Origin of the sequence: Caenimonas aquaedulcis (assembly GCF_015831345.1) — a bacterium.
Classification (GTDB): Bacteria; Pseudomonadota; Gammaproteobacteria; order Burkholderiales; family Burkholderiaceae_C; genus Ramlibacter; species Ramlibacter aquaedulcis.
The window spans coordinates 3,876,662-3,900,838 of sequence record NZ_JADWYS010000001.1 but is presented as its reverse complement, the minus strand read 5'-3'; the positions used below and the strand labels follow the sequence as shown (position 1 = coordinate 3,900,838).

General features: G+C 70.0%; 13 protein-coding genes. 4 read left to right on the top strand and 9 right to left on the bottom strand.

Translation table 11 applies throughout. The features are described 5' to 3' along the window. Positions 1 to 144 precede the first annotated feature (144 nt). Positions 145 to 4,716: a MupA/Atu3671 family FMN-dependent luciferase-like monooxygenase gene (locus tag I5803_RS18715; protein ID WP_196987826.1), complete on the top strand. Its 4,572-nt coding sequence runs from the start codon at positions 145 to 147 to the stop codon at positions 4,714 to 4,716. 11 nt (positions 4,717 to 4,727) lie between these two features. Beyond that, positions 4,728 to 11,000: a type I polyketide synthase gene (locus I5803_RS18710; protein WP_196987825.1), complete on the top strand. Its 6,273-nt coding sequence runs from the start codon at positions 4,728 to 4,730 to the stop codon at positions 10,998 to 11,000. A gap of 142 nt (positions 11,001 to 11,142) precedes the next feature. Here the strand turns inward: I5803_RS18710 and I5803_RS18705 are convergent, their stop codons facing one another. From I5803_RS18705 to I5803_RS18695, 3 genes are all read right to left on the bottom strand, one after another. Then, complete coding sequence (locus I5803_RS18705) at positions 11,143 to 12,900, bottom strand: glycosyl hydrolase family 8 (protein WP_196987824.1); 1,758 nt, start codon at positions 12,898 to 12,900, stop codon at positions 11,143 to 11,145. A 533-nt stretch (positions 12,901 to 13,433) separates the two neighbouring features. Then, positions 13,434 to 14,558, bottom strand: coding sequence for an ABC transporter substrate-binding protein (locus tag I5803_RS18700; RefSeq protein WP_196987823.1), 1,125 nt, complete (start codon positions 14,556 to 14,558; stop codon positions 13,434 to 13,436). An 82-nt stretch (positions 14,559 to 14,640) separates the two neighbouring features. Beyond that, a complete protein-coding gene (locus tag I5803_RS18695) occupies positions 14,641 to 15,456 on the bottom strand; it encodes a ChbG/HpnK family deacetylase (RefSeq protein WP_196987822.1) in 816 nt (271 codons plus the stop codon). A 26-nt stretch (positions 15,457 to 15,482) separates the two neighbouring features. Between I5803_RS18695 and I5803_RS18690 the strand changes: the two genes are divergently transcribed. Next, the gene (locus tag I5803_RS18690; protein ID WP_196987821.1) at positions 15,483 to 15,875 is read left to right on the top strand and encodes a GtrA family protein; all 393 of its coding nucleotides are present in this window, start codon (positions 15,483 to 15,485) and stop codon (positions 15,873 to 15,875) included. On the opposite strand, the gene I5803_RS18685 is transcribed toward I5803_RS18690, so the two are convergent. The 3 genes from I5803_RS18685 to groL all read right to left on the bottom strand — a co-directional run bounded on the left by I5803_RS18685 (position 15,820) and on the right by groL (position 20,131). Next, positions 15,820 to 17,370, bottom strand: coding sequence for an ArnT family glycosyltransferase (locus I5803_RS18685; RefSeq protein WP_196987820.1), 1,551 nt, complete (start codon positions 17,368 to 17,370; stop codon positions 15,820 to 15,822). The two genes, I5803_RS18690 and I5803_RS18685, sit on opposite strands and share 56 nt — an antisense overlap. Further along, positions 17,367 to 18,365: a glycosyltransferase family 2 protein gene (locus I5803_RS18680; RefSeq protein ID WP_196987819.1), complete on the bottom strand. Its 999-nt coding sequence runs from the start codon at positions 18,363 to 18,365 to the stop codon at positions 17,367 to 17,369. The genes I5803_RS18685 and I5803_RS18680 overlap by 4 nt, the downstream gene beginning before the upstream one ends. A gap of 140 nt (positions 18,366 to 18,505) precedes the next feature. After that, on the bottom strand, positions 18,506 to 20,131 hold the full coding sequence (gene groL / locus I5803_RS18675; RefSeq protein ID WP_196987818.1) for a chaperonin GroEL: 1,626 nt from the start codon (positions 20,129 to 20,131) through the stop codon (positions 18,506 to 18,508). Positions 20,132 to 20,238: 107 nt separating this feature from the next. Here groL and I5803_RS18670 point away from each other — a divergent pair, with 107 nt between their 5' ends. Further along, the gene (locus tag I5803_RS18670) at positions 20,239 to 21,177 is read left to right on the top strand and encodes an outer envelope protein (RefSeq protein ID WP_231402455.1); all 939 of its coding nucleotides are present in this window, start codon (positions 20,239 to 20,241) and stop codon (positions 21,175 to 21,177) included. 12 nt (positions 21,178 to 21,189) lie between these two features. On the opposite strand, the gene I5803_RS18665 is transcribed toward I5803_RS18670, so the two are convergent. Genes I5803_RS18665 through I5803_RS18655 form a run of 3 tightly spaced genes read right to left on the bottom strand, consistent with a single transcriptional unit; the run spans position 21,190 to position 24,175 of the window. Continuing rightward, a complete protein-coding gene (locus I5803_RS18665) occupies positions 21,190 to 21,369 on the bottom strand; it encodes a hypothetical protein (protein ID WP_196987817.1) in 180 nt (59 codons plus the stop codon). Beyond that, the gene (locus tag I5803_RS18660; protein WP_196987816.1) at positions 21,366 to 22,922 is read right to left on the bottom strand and encodes an AllF/FdrA family protein; all 1,557 of its coding nucleotides are present in this window, start codon (positions 22,920 to 22,922) and stop codon (positions 21,366 to 21,368) included. Before I5803_RS18660 ends, I5803_RS18665 begins: the two co-directional genes overlap by 4 nt. Further along, a complete protein-coding gene (locus I5803_RS18655) occupies positions 22,919 to 24,175 on the bottom strand; it encodes a YlbE family protein (protein ID WP_196987815.1) in 1,257 nt (418 codons plus the stop codon). The genes I5803_RS18660 and I5803_RS18655 overlap by 4 nt, the downstream gene beginning before the upstream one ends. Between the last annotated feature and the right edge of the window lie 2 nt (positions 24,176 to 24,177).

The window sequence follows — 24,177 nt, the reverse complement described above, 5'->3', positions numbered from 1 at the left end:
TCCATGGCTCGCACCTGATTTTCCGCACGTTGAAGGTGCGCTGGCGCACCTTCGACGATGGCTCTTCCGGGCTACTGCCGCCCCAGAACGCACGAGCCACGCCTACCATGGCCTCAACGAATTCCTATGAGGCGCCCCCGGGCCATGGCCGAGACAAACCCTGCAATTTTCATAGGCAACGGCAGTTTGCTGATCCAGTGCGCGCAAGCGTGGCGCCAGCGCGGCTACGCGATCGAGGCGGTGATGAGCGAAAGCCCCGCGATCCTCGAGTGGGCCACGGCGCAAGGCATCCCCGCGCTGCGTGCGGAGCCCGATGCGCCGGTCGAAGTGCCGCCGTCCCTCGTGTTCGACTACCTGTTCAGCGTCGCAAACCTGCGCATGCTGCCCCCCGCGCTCGTCGAGCGCGCCCGCGTGCTCGCCATCAACTTCCATGACGGCCCGCTGCCCCGCTACGCCGGCCTGAACGCCACGAGCTGGGCGCTGATGGCGCGCGAAGCCACGCACGGCGTGACCTGGCACGAGATGACGGCGCGGGCCGACGAGGGCCGCATCGCGCGGCAGGCGATCTTCCCCGTGTCGCCCGACGACACCTCGCTCAGCCTCAACGCCCGCTGCTACGAAGCGGGCCTGTCCACCTTCAATGCGCTGGCCGACGACATCACGCGCGGCTCGCTGAACCTCGCGCCGCAAGGCGCGGGACGCACCTACTTCGCGAAGGACCAGCGGCCCGCGGCCCTGGCGACGATCGACTTCTCCCGGCCCGCGGCGGACATCGCCGCGCTCGTGCGCGCGCTCGACTTCGGCAGCTACCGCAACCCGCTCGCGCGACCCAAGCTTTTCACCGGGGACCGGCTGCTGTGCGTGGCGACGGCGCGCGTGCAGGAGCCCGCATCGATGGCCGCGCCCGGCACCGTCGTTCTCTCGGATGCGCAGACGCTGCGCGTGGCCACCGGCCAGGGTGACGTCGTGCTCGGCGGGTTTGCGGCTCCCGACGGCGAAGCCGCCTCGCACGGCATCGCGGCGGGCACCGTGCTGCCCGCGCTCGACGCCGCCACGCGCGCCGCGCTCGACGCATCGGCCGGGCGGGCCGCGAAGGGCGAGGCCTTCTGGACGCGCGCCCTCGCCTCCCTCTCGCCTGTCGAGCTGCCGTACCCGCGACTGTCCTCGCAGGGCGCTGCCGCTTCGCACATGGTGCGGCTGCCGCTGCCCATCAACGTCCCCGGCCCCCGCGCCGCCGCGGCGTTCGCTTCGTGGCTCTCCGCCTTGACCGGCCAGCAGGATGTGTCGCTGGCCTACACGGACTCGCAGTTCGCCAGGGAAGCGCAAGGCGTCGAGGCCTGGCTCTCGCCCTGGGTGCCCCTCTCCATCCGCAGCACGCCCGCCACGCGCATCCGCCAGGCCGGCACCGCCGCCGACGCCGCGATCGCGAAGCTGCACGAAGCCGGGGCGTACGCGCGCGACCTCCCCTCGCGCCTGGGCGACAAGGCGCCGGCCCTTGCCGCCGTGCGCAAGGTCGCGCTCGCGGTCGGCCCCACCGAAGCACCTGCCGGCTGCGACCTGATGTTGCGCATCGACGCGGACTCGCACCGCGGCGAGCTCTTCGCCAATGCCGCGGTCTTTTCCCGGGAAACGATGGACGCGATGGCTTCGCACCTGGGCTGGTACCTCAAGGCTTTCGATGCGCCGCACTCGCTGGCCGTCGAAGTGCCGCTCGCGCCCCCGGCGGAATCGCAGGCGGTCGCGGCCGTGAACGCGACCACGACCTTCTTCGACACCGCCGCCTGCATCCACGAAGCGATCGGCGCGCAGGTCTCGCGCACGCCGCAGCACGAGGCGATCAGCTTCCACGGCCAGCGGATGAGCTACCGCGACCTCGACGACCGCGCCTGCGCGCTCGCGCGCGCCCTGCTGCAGCGCGGCGTGAAGAAGGGCGACATCGTCGGCCTGTGCCTGGAGCGCTCGCCCGACCTCGTCGTCGCGTTGCTGGCCATCCTGAAGGCAGGCGCCGCCTACCTGCCGCTCGACCCGGCGTACCCGCGCGACCGCATCGCCTTCATGATCGAGGACTCCGCCACGCCGCTGGTGGTGACGGACTCGCGGCTCGCGGGAACGCTGGGCATCGACGCCGCCAAGGCCTTCCTGCTCGACGGCCCGCGCGGCGCGGCCGGCGCCGGCACGCGCCTGCCGCCCGTCTCGCCCGACCAGCCCGCCTACGTCATCTATACCTCCGGCTCCACCGGCAAGCCCAAGGGCGTGGTCGTCACGCACCGCAACGCGATGAACTTCTTCGCGGGCATGTCGGGCCGCGTGCCGCACGACCCGGCGGGCCGCTGGCTCGCGGTGACCAGCCTGTCCTTCGACATCTCCGTGCTGGAGCTGTGCTGGACGCTCGCCAACGGCTTCACCATCGTGCTGCACTCGGACACCGTGCAGGCCGAAGCGAGCGCGCCGGACTTCAGCCTCTTCTACTTCGCGGCCGACAACGCCAAGGACCCGAAGGACCGCTACAAGCTCTTGATGGAAGGCGCGAAATTCGCCGACCGCGAAGGCTTCTCCGCGGTGTGGACACCCGAGCGGCACTTCCACGCCTTCGGCGGCCTCTATCCCAACCCGGCGCTCACGAGCGCGGCCATCGCCGCGGTCACGCAACGCGTGCAGATCCGCGCGGGCAGCTGCGTGCTGCCGCTGCACCACCCGGTGCGCGTGGCCGAGGAGTGGGCCTTCGTCGACAACATCTCGCAGGGCCGCGTGGGCATCTCCTTCGCGGCGGGCTGGCAGCCCAACGACTTCGTGCTCGCGCCGGCCAACTTCGCCGACCGCAAGAACTCCATGCTGTCGAACATCGACGTCGTGCGGCGCCTGTGGCGCGGCGAGTCGCTGCCCTTTCCCGGCCACGACGGCAAGCCCGTGAACATCCAGACGCTGCCGCGCCCGGTGCAAAAGGAGCTGCCCGTGTGGCTCACCGCCGCGGGCAACCCGGAAACCTTCCAGCAGGCCGGCGAGCTCGGCTGCCACCTGCTCACGCACCTGCTCGGCCAGAAGGTCGAGGACGTCGCGGAAAAGCTCAAGCTCTATCGCGCCGCCTGGCGCAAGGCCGGCCACCCGGGCAATGGCCACGTGACGCTGATGCTGCACACCTTCGTGGGCGAGAACGACGACGAGGTGCGCGAGACCGTGCGCGGGCCGATGAAGGAGTACCTGCGCAGCTCGGTGGACCTCATCAAGCAGGCGGCCTGGTCCTTCCCCACCTTCGTGCAGCGCGGCGCCGAAAACGGCAAGAGCCCCGTCGAGGTGATGGACGCCAAGCCGCTCTCCGCCGAGGAGATGGACGCGCTGCTGGACCACGCGTTCTCGCGTTACTACGGCACGAGCGCCCTCTTCGGCACGCCGGCACGCTGCCTCGAACTCGTGGACAAGCTCAAGACCGCGGGCGTCGACGAGATCGCCTGCCTGATCGACTTCGGGGTCGACCCGGACGTCGTTCTCGAGCACCTGCAGGACCTCAAGCAGTTGATGGACACCGCGAAGCAATCGCGCAGCGCGCCGCGCCGCGTGTCCGTCGCCGAGGAAGTCGCGAACTACGGCGTCACGCACCTGCAATGCACGCCCTCGATGGCGTCGATGCTGGTCGCCGACGCTCCTGGGCGCGAAGCACTGTCCCACCTGTCCGTGCTCATGGTCGGCGGCGAGGCGCTGCCCCTGCCGCTGGCGCGCGAACTGCGCGCGCTCGTGCCGGGCACCCTGCTCAACATGTACGGGCCGACCGAAACCACGGTCTGGTCCACGACCTGCGACCTGGGCACCATCGGCGACTTCATCCCGCTGGGCCGCCCCATCGCGAACACGCAGCTCAGCGTCCGCACGCCCTGGGGCGCGGAGTGTCCCGCACTCGTGCCGGGCGAGTTGCTGATCGGCGGCGAAGGCGTGACGCGCGGCTACTGGCAGCGCGACGAGCTGACCGCCGAGCGCTTCATCCACGACGCCGCGCTGCACACGCGCCTCTACAGGACCGGCGACCTCGTGCGGCGCCATCGCGACGGGCAGATGGAGTTCCTCGGCCGCATCGACCACCAGGTCAAGCTGCGCGGGCACCGCATCGAGCTCGGCGAGATCGAGGCCGCGCTGCTGCAGCAACCGGGCGTGCGCCAGGCGGTCGTCATCGCGCGCTACGACGAGGCGGTCGGCCAGCAGTTGATCGGCTACGTCACCGCGATCGCGGGCGCCGAGCCGCCGCAACCCGCGAAGATGAAGGATGCCCTGGCATCCGCACTGCCGGCGATCATGGTGCCGCAACACGTGCTCGTGCTGCCTGCCCTGCCGCTCACGCCCAACGGCAAGATCGACCGCAAGGCCCTGCCCGACCCGCGCGCCGTCATCGCGGTTCGCCAGGCCGGCGCACCGGAGAGCGCGATGGAAAAGACCATCGCGTCGATCTGGGCCGAAGTGCTCGGGCTGCCCTCCGTCGGCACCGGCGACAACTTCTTCGACCTCGGCGGCCACTCGCTTCTGGTGGTGCAGGTGCAGCGGCGCCTGCGCGAAGCCTGCGGCCGCGACGTGTCGATCACCGACATGTTCCGCCTGCCCACCGTCCGCGCGCTCGCCGCCCACCTCGCGGGGGGCGACGAAGCGGCCTCCGCCGTCTCCGATGGCTTGAGCCGGGCCCAGGCGCGGCGCGCGATGCGAACGCGGGCCGGCGCCGCCGCCACCGCCGCCTGACGGAGCCGATGATGGAAGCAGTACCTCCGAACATCGAGCCCGGCAGCATCGCGATCGTCGGGCTTGCCGGCCGTTTTCCCGGCGCGCGCAACCCGGACGAGCTGTGGTCGCTGCTGCGCGCGGGCAAGGAAGCCACGCAGTGGCTGAGCGCGCAGGAGCTGCGCGCCGCCGGCGTTTCGGAGAGCGACATCGCCGACCCGGACTACGTGCGCGCGAGCCTCGTGCTGCCCGACATGGAGATGTTCGACGCGGACTTCTTCGGCTTCTCCAAGCGCGACGCCGCCGTGCTGGACCCGCAGCATCGCCACTTCCTCGAATGCGCCTGGGAGGCGCTCGAGGACGCCGGGCACATGCCCGAGAACTTCAAGGGCGCCATCGGCGTGTTCGGCGGCTGCGGCATGCAGGCCTACCTGCCCTACAACCTGATGACGAATCCGCAGCTCGTGAAGTCCATGGGGCTCTTCCTGCTGCGGCACACGGGCAACGACAAGGACTTCCTCTGCTCGCGCGTCTCCTACCTGCTCAACCTCAAGGGACCGAGCATCGGCGTGCAGACGGCGTGCTCCACCTCGCTCGTCGCGGTGCACATGGCCGCGCAGAGCCTCCTGTCCGGCGAGTGCGACATGGCGCTCGCGGGCGCGGCCAGCATCGAGCTGCCGCATCGCCAGGGCTACCGCTACGCCGAGGGCGAGATCATGTCGCCCGACGGGCACTGCCGCGCCTTCGACGACGACGCCAAGGGCACGCTCTTCGGCAGCGGCGCCGGCATCGTGGTGCTGCGAAGGCTGGAAGACGCGATCCGCGACCGCGACAACATCTACGCGGTGATCCGCGGATCGGCGGTGAACAACGACGGCTCGCAAAAGGCCGGCTACCTCGCGCCCAGCGTGGACGGGCAGGCGGCGGCCGCGGCGGAAGCGCTCGCGGTCGCGGGCGTGGAGCCGGGCACCGTCTCGTACATCGAGGCGCACGGCACGGGCACGCCGGTCGGCGACCCGATCGAACTGGCCGCGTTGTCGCAAGCCTATGGCGATGGCGGACGCGGTTTTTGCGGCATCGGCTCGCTCAAGACGAACATCGGCCACCTCGACACTGCCGCGGGCGTCGCGTCGCTCATCAAGGTGTCGCTCGCGCTGCGGCACGGCGTGTTGCCGGCGTCGCTCAACTACAGCAAGCCCAACAGCCGCATCGACATGGCGGCAACGCCCTTCTATGTGGCGCACCAGCAGATGCCCTGGCCGCGCGGCGCGGTGCCGCGCCGCGCCGCCGTGAATTCGCTGGGCGTGGGCGGCACGAACGCGCACGTGATCGTCGAGGAGCCGCCGCTCATCGCCTCCGCCGCCCCCGCGAAGGACGACTGGCAGGTCGTGACGCTCTCGGCGCGCACCCCCGCCTCGCTGGAGCAACTCAAACTGAAGTGGCGCGACTGGGCGGACGCGCCGCCGCCCGGCGCCACGCTGGCGGATGCCGCCTTCACTTCGCAGGTGGGCCGCCGCGCGTTCGATCATCGCTGCGCCGTCGTCGCGCGCGACCTCGCGGGCCTGCGCGACGCGCTCACCGCGAAGACCCACGCGCTCTGCGTGCAGGGCCAGTCCGCGCAGCAGGCGCCGGGCGTCGCACTGATGTTCCCCGGCGGCGGCGCGCATTACGCCGGCGCCGGCCGCGCGCTGCTTGTCCATCCGGCCTTCGCGGGTGCGGTGGACGAGTGTTTCGCCTGCATGCCGCCCGAGGCGCCCGCGGACTTGCGCACGCGCATGTTCGACACGGACCCTTCCGATGCCGCCGCCGCGAGCACGCTGGAGCGCCCGAGCTATGCGCTCCCCGCGCTCTTCACGCTCGAATACGCGATCGCGAAACTCTGGGAGAGCTGGGGCGTCGTCCCCACCGCCGTGATCGGCCACAGCGCGGGCGAATACGCCGCGGCGTGCATCGCGGGCGTGATGTCGCTGCGCGATGCGCTGTCCATCGTGGTGCTGCGCGGCCATCTGTTCGAAGAGGTCCCGCTGGGCGGCATGCTCTCGGTGGACCTCGCCGAGCCCGAGCTGCGCGAGGCGATGAGCGGGCTCGACCTGGACATCGCCGCGATCAACGCGCGGGACCTGTGCATCGCCTCCGGCCCGCTGCAATCCATCTCGCGCCTGGAAAAGCGCCTCGCGGAGAAAGGCATCGAAGGCCGCCGCCTGCACATCAACGTCGCCGCTCACTCGCGCCTGCTCGACGGCGTGCTCGAAGCCTTCCGCGAACGCGTCTCGCGCATCACGCTCAATCCGCCCGCGATCCCCTTCGTCTCCAACCTCACGGGCACCTGGGCCGACGCGCAGACGCTGGTCGACCCGGAATACTGGGTCAAGCACTTGCGCAACCCCGTGCGCTTCTCCGACGGCGTACGCACCCTGCTGGACATGCCGGACATCGTCTTGCTGGAAGCGGGCCCCGGCCAGGGCCTGTGCGCGCTCGCGCGGCAGAACGCTCCCGCACCCGGCCGCGCGATCCTGCCCTCCACCTCGAAGGCGCAGGAGCCGAATGCGGACCTCGCCCAGATGCTCGCGGGTGCCGGCGCCCTGTGGACGCGCGGGCTCGCACCGAAGTGGGAAGCCACCCGCAGCGCCGCACCCGCGCGCCGCATCTCCATCCCGACCTATGCCTTCGAGAAGCAGCGCCACTGGATCGAGCCGGGCGTGATGCATGCGGAGCCCGCGCAGGCGGCCGTCGCGGCCGATGCATCCTCGCTGCAGCGCATCGCCTCGCTGGACGACTGGTTCATGACCCCGCGCTGGCGCGTCGCATCGCTCGCGGCCGCACCGGCGCAGGCGTCGCGCTGGCTGGTGTTCGGCAACCGCTCGCGCCTCACGCAGGAAGTGGTGGCCCAGGCCGCCGCGGCGGGCGGGACCGTCACGCTGGCGCGGCCCGGCGAGAGCTTCGCGCGCCTGCCCGACGGCAGCTTCACCATGGACCCGGCCGATGCCGGCCACTACGGGCAGTTGCTTAATGCGCTGGAGCTCGCGGGCGCCCTGCCCGATCGCGTCGTGCACCTCTGGGCGCTCGACACGATGCACCGCGCGGGCAGCGCGCGGATCGCGGGGCAGGCGCTGGCTTTCGACAGCCTCGTCCACTTTGCGCGCGCCCTGCAGCACCAGGACGTGGACGCGCCGATGCAGCTCACCATCGTCACCGCCGGCAGCCAGTCGGTGAGCGGCGAGGCCGTGCCGCACCCGGAACGCGCGCTCGCGCTCGGGCCGTGCCGCGTCATCCCGCGCGAGATGCCGGGCATCCGCGCGCGCATGGTGGACCTCTCGGCCTTCGACGCCTCCTCGGAAGCCGCGGCCCGCCAGGTGGTCGGCGAGGCCATGGCGCAGGACGCGGCGGACCTCGTCGCCTACCGCCAGGGCGAGCGCTTCACGCAGGAACTCGTGCGGGACGCGGCACCGGCTGCGGGCCACGCGAAGCCCCTCGTGCGCGACGGCGGCACCTACCTCATCACCGGCGGCCTCGGCGACATCGCGCTCGAGCTCGCGGGCTACCTCGCCTCGCGGCACCGCGCGCGCATCGCGCTCGTGAGCCGGCGCGACGTCCCCGCGCGGTCCAGCTGGGCGGGCATCGCCGCGAGCGGCGACCACTCGGCGTCCGCGCGCACCGTGCGCCGTCTGCTCGCACTCGAGGAACAAGGCGGGCAAGTGCTCGCGCTGCGCGCCGACGTGGCGGACCCGCGGGCGATGGCGCGCGTGGTGACCGAATGCCGCGCGCACTTCGGCTCGATCAACGGCGTGTTCCACACGGCGGGCGTGCTGGCCGACGGCCTCATCGCCTCGAAGACCGAAGAAGGCATCCACCAGGTGCTGGACCCGAAGGCCTGCGGCGCGCAGGTGCTGCACGAGCTGCTGCCGCCGGGGGACCTGGACGTGTTCGCGGTGTTCTCCTCCACCAGCGTGTTCCTCGGCAGCGCCGGTCAGGTGGACTATGTCGCGGCGAACGCGTTCCTCGATGCGCTCGCGGCGTCGCGCGCCGACGGCCTCGCGATCCACTGGGGCATCTGGGGCGACAAAGGCATGGCGGCACGCGCGCACGGCCGCGACGCGCTGGCGCAGGGCCACCCCGAAGACGCGCACCCGCTGCTCGGCACGCTCGTCGATTCGGCGAACGGCGCCACCTTCGAGGCGAGTTATTCGCCGCGCCACCTGTGGGTGCTCAAGGAGCACGCGGTGGGCGGCCGCCCGGTGCTGCCGGGCACCGCGTACATCGAGATCGCGCGTGCGGCCATGAACGAGCTGCACCGCGGCGCGTCGGTGGAGATCCGCGCGTTGTCCTTCGAGGAGGCGATGGTGTTCGATGCCCACTCCTCGCGCGTCGTGCGCACGGAACTGCGCAACGCCGACGACGGCTACGACTTCCTCGTGCGCAGCCGCGGGCCGCTGGACGAGCACTGGCTCGAGCATGCGCGGGCGCACGTGAGCGTGTTCCAGGGCAGCCTGCCCGCCGCCGTGCCGCCGCGCGGCGAGTGGCGCCCCGGCGAGATCCCGCAGGCGCAGGCCGTGGACTTCGGCGCGCGCTGGCACAACATCGAGCGCATGCAGCTCGGCGCGCGCGGCGGCGCGGCGCACATCGTGCTGGGCGACAAGTTCCTGGACGACTTCGCCGATTACGCGGTGCATCCCGCGCTCACCGACATGGCCGCGACCTTCGGCCTGCACCTGGTGGATGCGGCCGAGCGCCGGGGCAACCTCTTCGTGCCGGTCTCCATCGAGCGCATCCGCCTCGTCGCGCCCGTGCCGAAGCACACCGTGAGCCGCGTCGAGCTGAAGGAGGGATCGCCCGAGCGCTTCGCCTCCTTCGACGTCACGCTGCACACGCCCGACGGCCTGCCGGTCGCGAGCTTCGAAGGCTTCTCGTTGCGCGGGGTCAACCCGGACGCCGTCTCGCAGCACGATCGCGCGCGCACGCGCCGCGAACCGCGCCTGGCCGACGCGATGCTGGCCAACGGCATCCGCACGGAGGATGCGCCGGCCCTCTTCGAGCGCATCTTCCAGGGCGCGAGCCGCGACACGGTGGTCTCGTCCATCGCGATCGAGGACCTGCGCCGCGCGATGGATGCGGCGCAGCCCAAGCCCGCCCGCAAGGCGGACGCGCACGGCGAGAGCGTCGCGGCGCGCGATGAGGGCCTGAACCCCGTCGAGAGCACGCTGGCCGAGGCCTGGCGCGAACTGCTCGGCGTCGACGAGATCGCGCGGGACGACGACTTCTTCGCGCTCGGCGGCCACTCGCTCGCGGCGGTGCGCCTCTTCGCGAAGATCCGCAAGAACTTCTCGGTGGACCTGCCGCTCGCCACGCTCTTCCAGGCGCCGACGCTCGCGAGCCTCGCGGCGGTCGTCTCCTCGCATGCCGGCCTGGATACGGCGGCAACGCAGGAGGCGCCGAAGAAGGCCGCCTCCTCCAACGTCATCCCGCTGGGCAATCGCGTGTGGTCGCCGCTGGTGGCCATCTGCCGCGGCAAGCCGGGCCGCAAGCCGCTTTTCTGCGTGCACGGCGCGGGCGGCAACGTGCTCAATTTCAAGGTGCTGTCCGATCGCCTCGGCCCGGACCAGCCTTTCTACGGCTTGCAGGCGCAGGGCGTGGATGGGCGGCTCCCCGCCTTGTCCACCATCGAGGAAATGGCGGCGCAATACGTGCACGCGATCCGCACTGTCGACCCGGTGGGGCCCTACCGGCTCGCCGGCTATTCCGCGGGCGGGATGATCGCGCTGGAGATGGCGCAGCAGCTCATTCGCGACGGCGCGAAGGTGGACCTGGTGGTGATGGTCGACACGCTGTCGCCCGCCGCCGCGGCCCGCAACCCGAGCTTCCTGCAAAAGCTCTGGCTGATGCGCCACTGGTCGCTCCGGTTCCTGCTCGACTGGCCGGGACGCCGGCGCCGCGGCAAGGAGATGCAGACGCAGTACACGCTCGCGCTCGAGAAGCTCTCACGCGGCGAACCGCTGCCGCCGGAGCTGGTGGAGCATCACCTCTTCCGCAACTTCGTCACCGCGCAGGCGCAGTACCGGCCCGAGATCTACGAAGGCGACGTGGTGCTGTTCAAGGCGACCGAGAGCGAGATGCAGTACCTCAACGCCGGCCGCACGCTGGGTTGGGAAGAGCACGTGAAGGGCGACATCCGCGTGACGGACATCGCGGGCTCGCACTTCTCGATGATGGCGGAGCCGGGCGTGAGCGAGCTGATCGAAGGCATCCGGCGCGAACTCGATCGCGTGGACGATCACCTGCCGGGGGCGCCGAAGACGCGGGTGGCGTGAGTTGGTGTGCGGGATGTCTTTCTGGACGCAGAATCCGCAGAAGTTACGCAGAAGAAATTCAAGAAAAGAAATGAATTTTTCTGGGCTCCATTCTGCGTGACTTCTGCGGATTCTGCGTCCAGAGAAATCGTCCGCGCGACGATCAAGCCGCCGTCAGCGCGAAGTTGTCGACGAGGCCGATCACGGTGTCGGCGTTCTTCCACACGTAGACGTAGCCGCTCGCAACGCCCTGCGGCGCGGTGAAGTTCAGCGTCACGCCGGTGCGCGTCACCGAGTTGACCAGCTGCAGCTGGTTCACGAGCAGGTTGCCCGCGCCGTCCATCAGCTTCACGCCGATGTACACGCCCTCGCCCGCCGCCGTGATGCTCGCCTGCGCCGTCACCTTGTAGTTCTTGCCGGCCGTGACCTTGGTGTAGATGTCCTGCGCGACGCCGCCGGCGCCCATGCCGACCTGCAGCATGCCGGAGGCGGCCACCGAGTTGCCCCAGTTGTTCCAGCCGGAGATGTCCGTGCCGAAGTCGCCGTTGTTGAGGATATTGCCGCTGGTGGAGGGCGCGGGAGCGGGCGTGGGAGCCGGTGCGGGAGCCGGCGCAGGTGCGGGCGCAGGGGCCGTGACCGAGCCGGCCGTGGCGGTGGACCACCAGTTGCCCGAAGCCACGGCCAGCGACAGCAGCTGGATCTCGCTGTCGTAGTAGCCGGTGGTGAGGTGGGTGGCGTTCCAGTTCCACATCGTGTCCAGGAAGCCCTGGAAGCGCGCGTCGACGCAGGCGCCCGCGCAGATCGGGCCGTGGTAGGCCGCGCTGTTGCCGCCGGTGAGCTGCGTGCCGTCGAGCGCGTAGCCGGTGCCGATCTTGTACGGGTCGCCGCCGGACTTGGCCTTGAAGAAGTCGATCATGCGGCCGGTGACGAGCGAGAAGCGCGTGTCGCCGGACAGCAGGAAGTCGGAGGAGAAGCGCCACGGGTTGCGGCAGGCGTTCCACCAGAAGTAGCCTTCCTTGTCGTTGCCGTCGCCGATGTAGCCGGTGGAAGGCGAAGGCGTCGGGGTGTTCGTGTTGATCACGAAGTCGGGCATCAGGCCCACGCCGGGCGAATACACCGTCTGCATGCGGTCCAGGAGGGAATAGGCCTTGGTCACGGCCAGGTCCCAGATCGCGTCTCCCGTCGCGGCCTTGAAGGCGCGGAAGTGGCCGATCATGTAGTCGGACGTGCGGTTGTTCACCGCGCTCGGCAGGCCCTTGGTGGAGCCGTCGGCGTTCATGTTCCAGGACTTGAGCGCGGCGATGGTGTTCTTCGCTTCCTGCAGGTAGTTCCACTTGCCGGTGGAGCCCCACTGCTTGTCGGCCATGAGCAGGGCCATCGCGATGTCGAGGTCGCCGTCCATCGCGTTCCAGCCGTCGCCGGCGGAGGTGCCGTTGGCATTCAGGCGCCAGTCGTGCAGGTACTTGCCGTTCGGGTCGTACTGCGCGACGGCATAGGCGGGGCGCGCGCGCACGACGGCGAGCAGGCCGTCGAACAGCGTGCGCGCGTTGGCGTCGTAGCCGGCGAAGAGCACGGCCAGCAGCATGCCGTAGCCCGCGCCTTCGGACACCATCATGTAGGTGCTGTTGGAGAACTGCACCGCATAGCCGCCCGCGACGATCGAGGTGGCGGGAATGACGCGCGCTGCCTTCCAGGCGTCGTATTGCTTGGTGAGCACGGCGTCCATCGCGGCGTTGGTCTGCGTGGGCTTGATGCCGGCCGCGTACTTCACGAGGCGCGCACCGAAGGGGTAGGCCACGCCCGGGACGGTCGAGGCGGGGGCCGGGGCGGGAGCGGTCGTCGGGGCGGGTGCCGGGGCCACGGCAGGCGCCGGGGCCGGCGCGGGGCTCGGCGTGCGGGTGACACGCTTGACGGCCTTCATGCTGCCGGACGTTGCGAGAGTCGAAGCGCTGTCGTCGAGTGCGACATCGTCGCCCCCGCCGCCACAGCCGGTGAGTGCAAGAGCAGCGGAAGAGGTGCTAGACAGCAGGAACAGACGTCTTTTCATTTCAACTACAACTTGTAAGTTCGACGCGCAAACCGCACGCGGGTAAGGGAGGCCGGATTCCCGATGAGCCGGAGCGCAGCCTCATCGGGAAGAGCGAATGTAGTAGGAGACGTCCGACAGTAGCGTAGGCCGATTCCCTACGCATGTAAGCGTTTGCGAAAGGAGGGAACTTAGTGGGCGCGTGTGATTTATCACACGCGAAACGACCCGTCACAGCTCACACGGGATGGAACGATGCCTCAGCCGGGAATAAGGCACAGCTACGTGCCTGAGCCGTATGGCCCCCGGCGCACGCTGTTACACGCACGGATGTCGATGGGCGATGCAGAAGTTACGACTGCTTGCGGTGCGGATGGGCACGCGCCCCGGCGCATTGCGCGCCGGGTGGCTCAGCAGCTGGGGCCCGATCAGCGCGCGAAAGTGCCGTCGGCCCGGACCATGGTCAGGGCCACGTAGCGCGAGCCGAGGTTGTTCTGCTTGCCGTAGCTGATCGCGAAGCCGCCGAGGTCCTCGTTGTTCATCGCCTCGAGCGTGGAGATGACCTTGGCGCGCGTGGGCGTGCCGTTGATTTTCTGCAGCGCGCGCACGACCAGCTTGGCGTTCAGGAAGCCTTCCATGCTGTTGTAGCTGAACTTCTTGTCCGCGCCCTTGGAGATGGTGGACTGGTATTCGCTCACCACCGGGCCGCCCAGTTCGGTGAAGGGGTACGGCACGACCTGCGACACGATGATGCCGGCGGCCGGCGCGCCGAGGTCGGCATGCAGGCCCGAAGCCACGCTCAGCACGAAGAACTGCGGGCTCACGCCCTTGGCGCGCACGCCTTTCACCAGCGCGGCCGCCGGCTTGGCCTGGCCGATGAACATGACGGCCTGCGGCTGCGCGGCCACGACGGCATCGATCGCCTTGGCGACGTCCACGGTGCCGCGCGGCACGGGCGCGACGCCGGCGGGCGCGCCGCCGCGCTTCTTGATGGCGGCGTTCAGGGCGTCGAGGCCTTCCTTGCCGAAGGCGTCGTCCTGGTACACGGCCGCGATCTTGGTGACGCCGATGGTCCACGCGTGGTTCACCGCGGCCTCGATCTCGTCGGTGGTGCTGGCGCGCACGTGGAAGACATTGGGCACGTGCGGATCGCGCAGCGACTTCGCGCCGCTGGTGTTGCCGATCTCGGCGATGCCCGCGGCCTGCACCAGCGGCACGATCTTCAGCATGTTGGCCGTGCCGCGGTAGCCCACGAGGGCCACGGCGTTGTGCGTTTCGATGAGCGCCTTGGTGTTCTCGGCGGTCTTGTCGGGGTTGAAGCCGTCGTCGAGGCTCACGAGCTTGATTTTTTCGCCGCGGATGCCGCCCTTGCGGTTCACCTCGTCGAAGTACGCGTTCATGCCGCGAACGTAGTCGGTGGTGAGGGCGGCGGTGCTGCCGGACAGGTCGCCGGAGTGGCCGAGGACGATGTCGGCGTGGGCGGAAAGGGAAACGAGGGAGGCGGTAGCGAGGGCCAGCGTGGCGGCCAGCCGCCCGAAGGTCGGGGCAGACATGGATGAAACTTCTCCGGGTACATCACGGCATCGGACATCGGGGCCGTTATGGATGAGCATAGCAGGACGCTTTGACGCCGAATCAGCCCGAAGCGGTTGTCGCGTCCCGCAAGGTCGCGATGCGCATCCCGAATTCGCCCAGCATCGTGGCGAATCCGGCGCTCGCCAGCGCCGCGAACTCGTGGCTGCGCGATACCGGGAACGGCGCGGCGCCGTCCCACCCTTCGGCAGGGTGGCAAACCAGCAGGTCGCCCGTGCGCATCCCGGCAAGCCACGCATGCAAGCGCCGCAAATAGTCGCCGCTGCTCCGCGCGTCCAGCCCGTAAACGCCCGCGAAGCAGCGGTTCTGCGCGAATCCGTGCCGCGCGGTGAGTTTCGCGAGGCCCGCGCTGCCCAGGTGCTCGATCGCCGAGGCCTTGAACGAGTGCACGCCTTCGGCCTTGCGCGTCGAGCGCAGCCATGGCGTCCATCCCCTGCGTTCCAGTTCCTCGGCGAGCAACTGCCGCACTCCCGGAAACTGGTGGACATGCTCATGCCCGTCGACGAACGCGGGCGGGGCACCCACGCCGTTCGCGAACGAATCGAGCTGCGCCGCGATCTCCTCGCGCAAGCCGGGCGCGGGGCGCGACCGGGTGTGCGTGAGGACGATCCAGTGCCCGAGGGAGCGCCGCAACCCGGCATCCAGCGGATACTCCGTCAAATCCAGATGCAAACCCACGTCGACCTTTTCCGCATCGAGCGCGCGCAGGCGCGGCAGGCCCTCGCCCCAGCAGGGCGCGCCCACCATGCAGCTGATCGCGCTGACCCGGCCCATCGCGGCCAGGGCGAGGATGCCCGCATCGATGCGTGGATGCATCCCGAAATCGTCCGCGCCCACGACGATGGCGACCGTGCTCATGCCACCGCGCCCGTCCGTCCCGCCCCATGAAAGCCATGCTGCGCCTGGCGAGTTTCGTGGCGGTCGGCTGCGCCGCCGCGGCGGTCCACTTCTGCGTGGTGGTCCTGCTGGTCTCGCGCGCGGGCGCCATGCCGCTCGCGGCCAACGTGGGCGGCTGGCTGGTGGCCTTCGCCGTGTCCTTCCTGGGCCAATGGGGGCTCACCTTCCGCTCGCGGGCCGCGCCCGTGTGGCGCTCGATCAGCCGCTTCTTCGCGGTGTCGCTGCTGGGATTCCTGGCGAACGAATCGGCCTACGCGCTGCTGCTGCACTTCAGCTCCATGTCGTATGACGTCCTGCTCGCGGCGGTGCTCGTCGGGGTCGCGCTCATGACTTATCTGTTGAGTTCGAGGTGGGCATTTCGGGGCAACCCGGCCGGCTGACGCCCGCCTTCAGTGCCGGCAGGACCCACAGGCGCTTTCGTCCTTCCAGCACCGCGGGCCTGTTGGCCGCCAGCACCGGGTGCTTCTCGACGGCATTCCTGTCGCCCACCACCCACGTGGCGGCTGCCGTGCACAACGCGTCGGCCCAACGCTCGGGGCCGATGAGGAGTTCGTGCCCGAGCGCCGGGTCGAACACGGCGGCATCCGACAGTTCCCTGTGCCAGTTGTCGCGCACGTCCGCCGCAGGGTCCCAGGCGTCCAGCACGAGCACGGGATGCACCAGGCGGGCATAGACCGGCACGTCGAACCAGTATTGCTCCACGAACACGACGCGGTCGGCCGGAGCGCTCCGCTCCAGCGCACGGCTGATCTCGCGCATCGCGTTGCCGGGTTGCAGCGCGCCGACGGCCACCGCGCCCAGGCACAGCACCACCGCCAACGCCACGCTCGCGCGCCGCAGCAGCGGCCGCCCGGCCTGCAGGCACGCGTCGGCTGCCAGCAGGGCCAGCGCGGCGCTACCGGGCAGGATGTACCCCACCAGCTTGGATTGCGGCATCGAGAAGAAGAGCGTCACCAGGGCCAGCCAGGTCCATGCCAGGACCCGCATCGTGGCGGCGGGTTCCGTGCGATCCGCGTCGTCCTTGCGCGCAATCCCGCGCAGCATCCACAGCGACCAGGGACAGGCGAGCAGGAGCAGCACCGCAGGGAAGAAATACCAGGGCTGCTGGTTGTTGAATCCGCCTTGGGCGAAGCGCGCGAAGTGCTGCACGTAAAAGAAGTAATGCAGGAAATCGGGGAACCTGCGCTCCATCAGCGCGAACCATGGCAGCGCCACCACCGCGAAGAGCGCCATTCCCGGCCACCACGCGAGCGACAGCAGCACCCGCCATTTGCGCAGCGCCAGCAGCCACGCGACGAGGACCATGCCCGGCAGCACCACGCCGATGAGGCCCTTGGCCAGTACGCCGAGCGCCAGGAAAAGATACCCGGCGGCCAGCGCCGGCACGTGCCGCGCCTCGCCCGCGTCGCGCGCGAGCGCCGCATGCGCGAGGGCCAGCACCGACGCGGTGATGCAGCCGGCCACCAGCATGTCCAGGTTGGCGAACTGCGCACCCACGAAAACGAGCGCCTGCGTCCCGAAGGCGAGCAAGGCCATGCGCGCGAAGCCCTCGCCGCGCCAGCGCCGCGCGAAGAGCCACAGCGCGGCCGCCGCCGCCGAAGCGCCCATCCACGGCGCGAGGCGCGCCACCCACGCCTGCGGGCCGAACCACTGCATGGGAATCGCGGTGATCCAGTAGAACAGGGGCGGCTTGTGGAAGTACGGCAGGCCGTTCAGGTGCGGCACGAGCCAGTCGCCGCTGGTGACCATGCCCCACGCGACGCCGGCGTAGCGGCCCTCGTCGGGCACCGCGAGCGGCCGCAGCCAGGCCGTGAACGCCAGCCACGCCAGCACCGCGAGCAGCGGCCAGGCGGCGGATTTGCGCGGACCGGTCATCGGCGTGCGGACAGTCCGCGCCCGCGGTCGCTCTTGACCACGAAGAGCGGGCGCGCCTTCACCTCTTCGAAGATGCGTCCGAGGTACTCGCCGATGATGCCCAGGAACACCATCTGCAAGCCGAAGAAGAACAGCAGCGTGACCACGATGGTCGTCCAGCCGGAGACACGGTTGCCGTCGATCATGTAGTCCAGGATGATGTAGCCGCCGTAGCCGAACCCCACCAGGGCGCACGCGGTGCCCACGGCGCCGACGACGCGCAGCGGCCAGCTGTTGAATGCCGTGATGCCGTCGAAGGAGAGCCGCGCGAGCTTCCAGAGCCCGTAATGGCTCTTGCCGTGCGCGCGCGGCGGCGGCTCGTAGGGGACCGCCGCGGTCGTGAACCCGATCCACGCGTACAGGCCCTTCATGAAGCGGTTGCGCTCGGGCAGCGCGAGCAGCGCATCGACCGCCTGGCGATCGAGCAGCCGGAAGTCGCCGGCGCCCGCGGGAATCTTCACGCGCTCGAAGGAATTGAGGAGCCGGTAGAAAGCGGCCGTGCCGACGCGCTTGGCGATCGATTCGTCGCGGCGGTTCTCGCGCACGGCATAGACGACGTCGGAGCCCGCGCGCCAATGCGCGAGCATCTCGGGAATCATGCCGGGCGGGTGCTGCAGGTCCGCGTCCATCAGCACGACCACTTCACCCATGGCGACGCGCAAGCCGGCGGTGATCGCCGCTTCCTTGCCGAAGTTGCGCGACAGCTCGATCACGCGGAAGCCCGGCTCGTCCCCCCATCGGTGCAGCAGCGCGTCGCTGCCGTCGGTGCTGCCGTCGTCGACCAGCACCACCTCCCACAGGTTGGCGCACGTGGGCAACAGGGCGCGCAGCGCGGGCAACAGGATCTCGAGGTTCGATGCCTCGTTGAAGCAGGGGATCACGCAGGACAAGCTGACGGCGCCCGACCTGTCGTCACGGATGGCGGGGGCCAGCGCTTGCGGGGTGGCGGATCTCATCATGGAAGTGGGGCGCCCTGGAAAACACTTTGGGAACGGTGCCCAGTAACTCGATCCTTGTCAAGGCTGGAGATTGCGCCAATCAGCCCCCCGTCAGTCGCCCCGACTTTACGTTGCGAGCAGGGCAGACGACGCCGCGTTCAATACACGTCACCCGCGGCCACTGCCTGCAGCGGCGCCTCCTTCTTCGGCAGCTCCGCCACCATGCAATCGATGGTGAGGATCAGCGCGGCGATGGAGCCCGCGTTCTGCAGCGCGAGGCGCGTCACCTTCGCGGGGTCGATCACGCCCATCTCCAGCATGTCCCCGTACTCGCGGTTCGCCGCGTTGTAGCCGAAGCTCGCCTGCGCGGAAGAGTCGACCCGCTCCAGCACGATGGAAGGTTCCTGCGCGGCGTTCAGCACGATGCGCCGCAGCGGCTCCTCGAGCGCGCGCGCGACGATTTTCACGCCGGACTCTTCGTCGAGCGTCGGCAGGTGCAGGCCCTGCAGCACCTTGCGCGCGCGCAGCAGCGCCACGCCGCCGCCTGGCACGATGCCCTCTTCCACCGCCGCGCGCGTGGCATGCAGCGCATCCTCCACGCGCAGCTTGCGCTCCTTGAGTTCCGTCTCGGTGGCGGCGCCGACCTTGATCACCGCCACGCCGCCGCCCAGCTTGGCGATGCGCTCGTCGAGCTTCTCGCGGTCGTAGCCGGACGCGAGCTTGTCGCGCTCCTTCTTGAGCGACGCGATGCGGTCGCGGATCGCCGATGGGTCACCGGGACCGCCGACGATCGTGGTGTTCTCCTTGTCCGCCACGATGCGCCGGGCGCGCCCGAGGTGCTCCAGCGTCACGTTCTCGAGCGCGAGGCCGACTTCGGACGACACGACCTGCCCGCCCGTCACCAGCGCGATGTCCTGCAGCATGGCCTTGCGGCGGTCACCGAAGCCAGGGGCCTTCACGGCGCACGCCTTGATCACGCCGCGCATGCTGTTGACCACCAGCGTGGCCAGTGCATCGGCTTCGACTTCCTCGGCGATCACGAGCAGCGGCGAGCCGGCCTTCGCGACCGACTCCAGCAGCGGCACGAGCTCCTGCAGGCCCGAGAGCTTCTGGTCGCAGATCAGCACCATCACGTTCTCCAGCACGCAGGTCTGGCGTTCGGCGTTGTTGACGAAGTAGGCGGAGAGGTACCCGCGATCGAACTGCAGGCCCTCGACGACCTCCAGCTCGCTGGCGATGCCCGAGCCGTCCTCGATGGACACCGCGCCGTCGCGCCCCACCTTGTCCAGCGCCTGCGCCACCAGCGCGCCGATGGAGCGGTCGTTGTTGGCCGAGATCGCCGCCACGTGCGCGATCTCCTGCGAGGAGGTGCAGGGCTGCGCCATCCTGCCGAGTTCCGCGACCACCGCATCGATCGCCTGCTCGATCCCGCGCTTGAGCTCCATCGGGTTCATGCCTGCGGCCAGGTGCTTCAGGCCCTCCTGCACCAGGCCGTGCGCCAGCACGGTGGCAGTCGTCGTGCCGTCGCCCGCCATCTCGCTCGTGCGGGCGGCGACTTCGCGCAGCAGCTGCGCGCCCATGTTCTCGAACCGGTCCTCCAGTTCGATGGACTTGGCCACCACGACGCCCGAATTGACGATCTGCGGCGCGCCGAATTCCCGGTCCAGCACCACGGTGCGCCCGCGCGGGCCGAGGGTCACCTTGACGGCCTCGGCAAGCGTGTCGACGCCGCGGCGGATCTTGTCGCGAGCTTCGTCGCGAAACAGCAGTTTCTTTGCGCTCATGGCGCCAATCTAGGCCGGGCCAGCTCATCGGTACTTGACGTGGATCAACACCGGCCCCTTGCGGCGCGCCCACACTGGCCCGGCAACCAACATCAAAGGAGCCTCCCATGAGCATCGCAATCCGGTCCGCGCAGTTCGGCGGCCTCCTCCAAGCCATCGCCTGCCTCGGCGCTGCCGCCTCCCTGCCCGCCGCGGCTGCGGACTGGAGCGACACGTCGATCAGCTGGCGCTATGGAACGAACTTCCGCGAGCCCTACGTCAACCGGTCCGACGGCAGCGCGCAGAACATCAGCAAGAACATCGTCAACCTCCAGCACACGAGCGGCTACAAGTACGGCGTCAACTGGGCCAGCGTGGACCTGCTGATGTCGGACCACAACGACCCGGCGAGCTGCACCAACTTCAACTGCACGGGCTCGGCGCACGAAGCGTACGTCCTCTACCGCAACCACATCGAGTGGGGCAAGGTCTTCCCGGACCGCCAGCTCAAGCTCCCCGGCATCAAGGACGTCGCGCTGACCCTGGGCTTCGACTGGAACACGAAGAACGACGCGGGTTACAGCTCGAAGAAGCGCATGTTCGTCTGGGGCCCGACCCTGGAGCTCAACGTCCCCGGCTACATGAACGTCGGCCTCTACGGCCTGAACGAGAGCAACGCCCCGTGCACGACGTTCCCGCCGGCCGTGGTCGGCTATCCGCCCAACGCCTGCTACGACCGCTACAGCTACAAGACGCACGCGATGTTGAGCAGCTCCTGGGCGATCCCGATCCCCGTGGGCGGGCTGCCGCTCTCCTACGAGGGCTACCTCAACTACATCGCGCCCAAGGGCTCGAACGAGTTCGGCGGCTCCACCAGGGCGGAGATCAACTGGGACAGCCAGATCATGCTGGACGTCGGCGCGCTGACCGGCGGCAGCAAGGGCACGTTCAAGCTGGGCATCGAGTACCAGTACTGGCGCAACAAGTTCGGCAACGACCATAACGGCGGCGCCGGCCCGGGCGCTTTCGCGCGAACCACGATGGTCCGCGCCGAGTACCACTTCTAGCCGGGCGTCGCCTCACAGCAGGTCGTCCAGCAAGGCGGCGATCTCCGGATCGTCCGCCGGTGGGGGCGACCATTCCACCTGCACGACCGCGTAGCCTGCCTCGCCCAGCGCGTCGCAGAACGAACGGACGCCGACATTCACGAACACCGGCGTGCCTGCGAGCAGGTCCGGCAGTTTGCCTTCGGTGGTCATGGCCGATTCCCCTTTGTCCCCTTTGTCCCCTTTGCGGCGAGCAACAGCGCGACATCGCGCGAGAACGCCGCGGCTTGCGCGGCACTTGAAAAGACCTCGACGCCCGCATCGGTGAGCGCCCGCGTCTGCGCCGCGAGCCCCTGCGCGTCCCCGTCGGTGCCGCAGACCGATGCCGCCACGCACAACGCATCGCCGCGACGCCGAGCGGCGTCCATCGCCTCGCGGATCGCGGAAAGCATGTCGCCCACCGGGTCGCGCGACGCGTTGGCGCCCAGCACGAAGTCCAGGAGGATGAGCGCGACGCACGGGTCGGCGGCCTCGCGCGCCAGGCGCTTCCTGCGCAGCGCCGAATCGATCATCGGATGCGGCCGGCCCTCGACGAAGACTTCCGCGCCCATGTCCACGAACGTCGTGCCGGCGCTCTCGTGCGGGTCCGGCAGCAACGTCATTCCCGGAGCAGGCGCGTTGGAGGCCACGGCCAGGCCCGCCGCGCCGAAGATCACCTGCGCCTGGTAGCACAGTGTCCCGCCTGCGAACAGGCCGCGCACATGACGTTGGCGCGGGCTCATCGTGGCGACCGCCGCCGCGGCGCGTGGCCTGAGCGCTTCGGGCGCCGGGCTCGGCCCGAGCGCGAGGTCCACTGCGCCATCGATGGTGTTCACGATGCGAAGGCTTGGGGTATGCGGGAGGTCCACGCTGAACAGGCAGAGGATCACCGGCTTCGCGCTGCGCGCACAGCGCTCGAGCAGCCTCGTTTCCGTCCGCGCCCCGGGCCGTTTGGCGATCACCACGATGACCCCGGTTCGCGGGTCGGCTTCCAGCGCGTCCAGCGCCATGAAGGTCGAGATCCCGCCGATCTCGTCGCGCAGGTCGCGGCTGCCGACCCCGATGCCATGCGAAATGCCGGAACCGCGGCGATGCACGAGGCTGGAGAATTCCTGCAGGCCCGTGCCCGACGAGCCCACGATGCCGATGGGCCCGCGCCGCACGGCGTTCGCGAAGCCGACGCCGGCGCCGCCGATGTACGCGGTGCCGCAGTCGGGGCCCATCATGAGCAGGCCTCGTTCGCGTGCGAAGGTCTTGAGCGCGAGTTCGTCGTCCACGGGCACGTTGCTGGAAAAGACGAACGCATGCAGGCCCGCATCGAGCGCGGACCTTGCCTCGCGCGATGCGTACGCACCCGGCACCGAGATGACGGCCACGTTCGCGTCGGGCCGCACGGCCACCGCCTGGCGGATCGAGCGCGGCGCGGACGCGGTCGCATCGCCTGCGGGCGATCCGCCGCGCAGCCATGACGCGGGATCCGCCGCGATCGCATCGACCGCCGCCTGCTCGCCGTCGAGGGCGATCACGAGATCGTTCGGTCCTGCCGCCGCGAACTGCGCATCGGGCGTGCCCACGTAGCCCAGGCGCGCCAGCATCTCCTTGTTGGCGGGCGTGGCCATGAGCGCGGACGCGTCCCGCATGCCGGCCTGCGCCGCCATCCGGCTCGCGGCCTGCATGAGGAACACCGAGTCGAAATAGCGGTTGCGGCTGACCACCACGCGTTTCATGGCGTGGCGTCCTGCCGGTAGCGCGCGCCGAAACGCCTGAGCGCCTGGTGGAAGCAAGCCATCGGCGGGCGCACGATGCCGCCGCCGAGCGTGCCGTGTCCGGGTTCGCGATGCGCGATCGCGGTGTCGATCACCGGCACGATGCCCGTGTCGGCGACCTTGCGGATGTCGATGCCGACGGGCGCGCCCGCGAAGTCGAGCGCGGGCATGAGGTAGTCGGGGCTGCTGCCCACGGTGATCTCGCGCATGTCGCGCGTGTAGCCGAGCGCCTGCGCGGCGGTGCCGCCCGTGAACGCGAGGATGCCGGGCGCGCCCCCGATCACGAAGCCGCCCCAGCCGACGGTTTCGGTGATCGCCGAATCGCCCATGTCCAGGCCTGCGTCGTCATCCTTCCATCCGGGCAGCAGCAGGCCCTGCACGCGCGGCGACGGCGCCGTGAACCATTCGCCTTCCAGCCCGCTGACCTGGATGCCGAACTCGGTGCCGTTGCGCGCCATGGCCGTGACCACCGTGCTCGCCTCGATGCCGCGCGCCGGGTCCATCGAGGCCTTCGCCGCGGCCATCGAGAGGCCCAGGAACAGGAACGGATGGTTGCCCGCGTAATACATGGTCTCGGTCACCTGCCGCGCGGGCAGGCCGGCCTGCACGAGCTCCGGCGCGACCGCGTTGGCGAAGAGGCTGGACGAGGCAAGCACGCGGTTGTGCATCTCGTCGCCCATCTGCAGCGCTCGGGCGACGAGCGGCTTGAGCGGGATGCCGCCCATCCGGCGCACGGCCGCGCCGAGGGCGGGGCCCCACACGTCGCGCCATTTTTCGAGGCCGGCGAGCGCGTCCTTCGAGTAGTCGCCGAACTGCTGGAAGCTCTCCACCTGCCGGCAATACGCGCGGTTGCCGAAGGCCCGGTTCTCCACCACCCACACCCACATGTTGCGGGTGATGGTGCCGGCCATCGGCCCCACCGCCGAGTGATGGTGGTTCGGCTCGAACGCGATCTCGCCGGCGGCCAGCAGGCGGCCTGCCTCCTGCGCGTCGCGCGCCCAGCCTTCGAACAGGCACATGCCGATGGCGGCACCCCGCTGCGCGCCGCACATGCGGTTCCAGTCGATGGGCGGGCCGGAGTGCAGGATCATGCGATCGCGCAGTCCGGGAATCACCTCACCGGCGGGCGCGACGTCCACCAGCACGGGATCGGCCGCGACGATGCGGCGCAGCGCTTCGGCGTTGGCCGCCTGGATCCGCTCTTTCAGTTCCATGG

Bases quoted from the DNA above. Each gene is read 5' to 3' on its own strand.
- I5803_RS18715 (WP_196987826.1), top strand. From the start codon at position 145: ATGGCCGAGACAAACCCTGCAATTTTCATAGGCAACGGCAGTTTGCTG.
- I5803_RS18710 (WP_196987825.1), top strand. From the start codon at position 4,728: ATGGAAGCAGTACCTCCGAACATCGAGCCCGGCAGCATCGCGATCGTC.
- I5803_RS18705 (WP_196987824.1), bottom strand. From the start codon at position 12,900: ATGAAGGCCGTCAAGCGTGTCACCCGCACGCCGAGCCCCGCGCCGGCC.
- I5803_RS18700 (WP_196987823.1), bottom strand. From the start codon at position 14,558: ATGTCTGCCCCGACCTTCGGGCGGCTGGCCGCCACGCTGGCCCTCGCT.
- I5803_RS18695 (WP_196987822.1), bottom strand. From the start codon at position 15,456: ATGAGCACGGTCGCCATCGTCGTGGGCGCGGACGATTTCGGGATGCAT.
- I5803_RS18690 (WP_196987821.1), top strand. From the start codon at position 15,483: ATGAAAGCCATGCTGCGCCTGGCGAGTTTCGTGGCGGTCGGCTGCGCC.
- I5803_RS18685 (WP_196987820.1), bottom strand. From the start codon at position 17,370: ATGACCGGTCCGCGCAAATCCGCCGCCTGGCCGCTGCTCGCGGTGCTG.
- I5803_RS18680 (WP_196987819.1), bottom strand. From the start codon at position 18,365: ATGAGATCCGCCACCCCGCAAGCGCTGGCCCCCGCCATCCGTGACGAC.
- groL (WP_196987818.1), bottom strand. From the start codon at position 20,131: ATGAGCGCAAAGAAACTGCTGTTTCGCGACGAAGCTCGCGACAAGATC.
- I5803_RS18670 (WP_231402455.1), top strand. From the start codon at position 20,239: ATGAGCATCGCAATCCGGTCCGCGCAGTTCGGCGGCCTCCTCCAAGCC.
- I5803_RS18665 (WP_196987817.1), bottom strand. From the start codon at position 21,369: ATGACCACCGAAGGCAAACTGCCGGACCTGCTCGCAGGCACGCCGGTG.
- I5803_RS18660 (WP_196987816.1), bottom strand. From the start codon at position 22,922: ATGAAACGCGTGGTGGTCAGCCGCAACCGCTATTTCGACTCGGTGTTC.
- I5803_RS18655 (WP_196987815.1), bottom strand. From the start codon at position 24,175: ATGGAACTGAAAGAGCGGATCCAGGCGGCCAACGCCGAAGCGCTGCGC.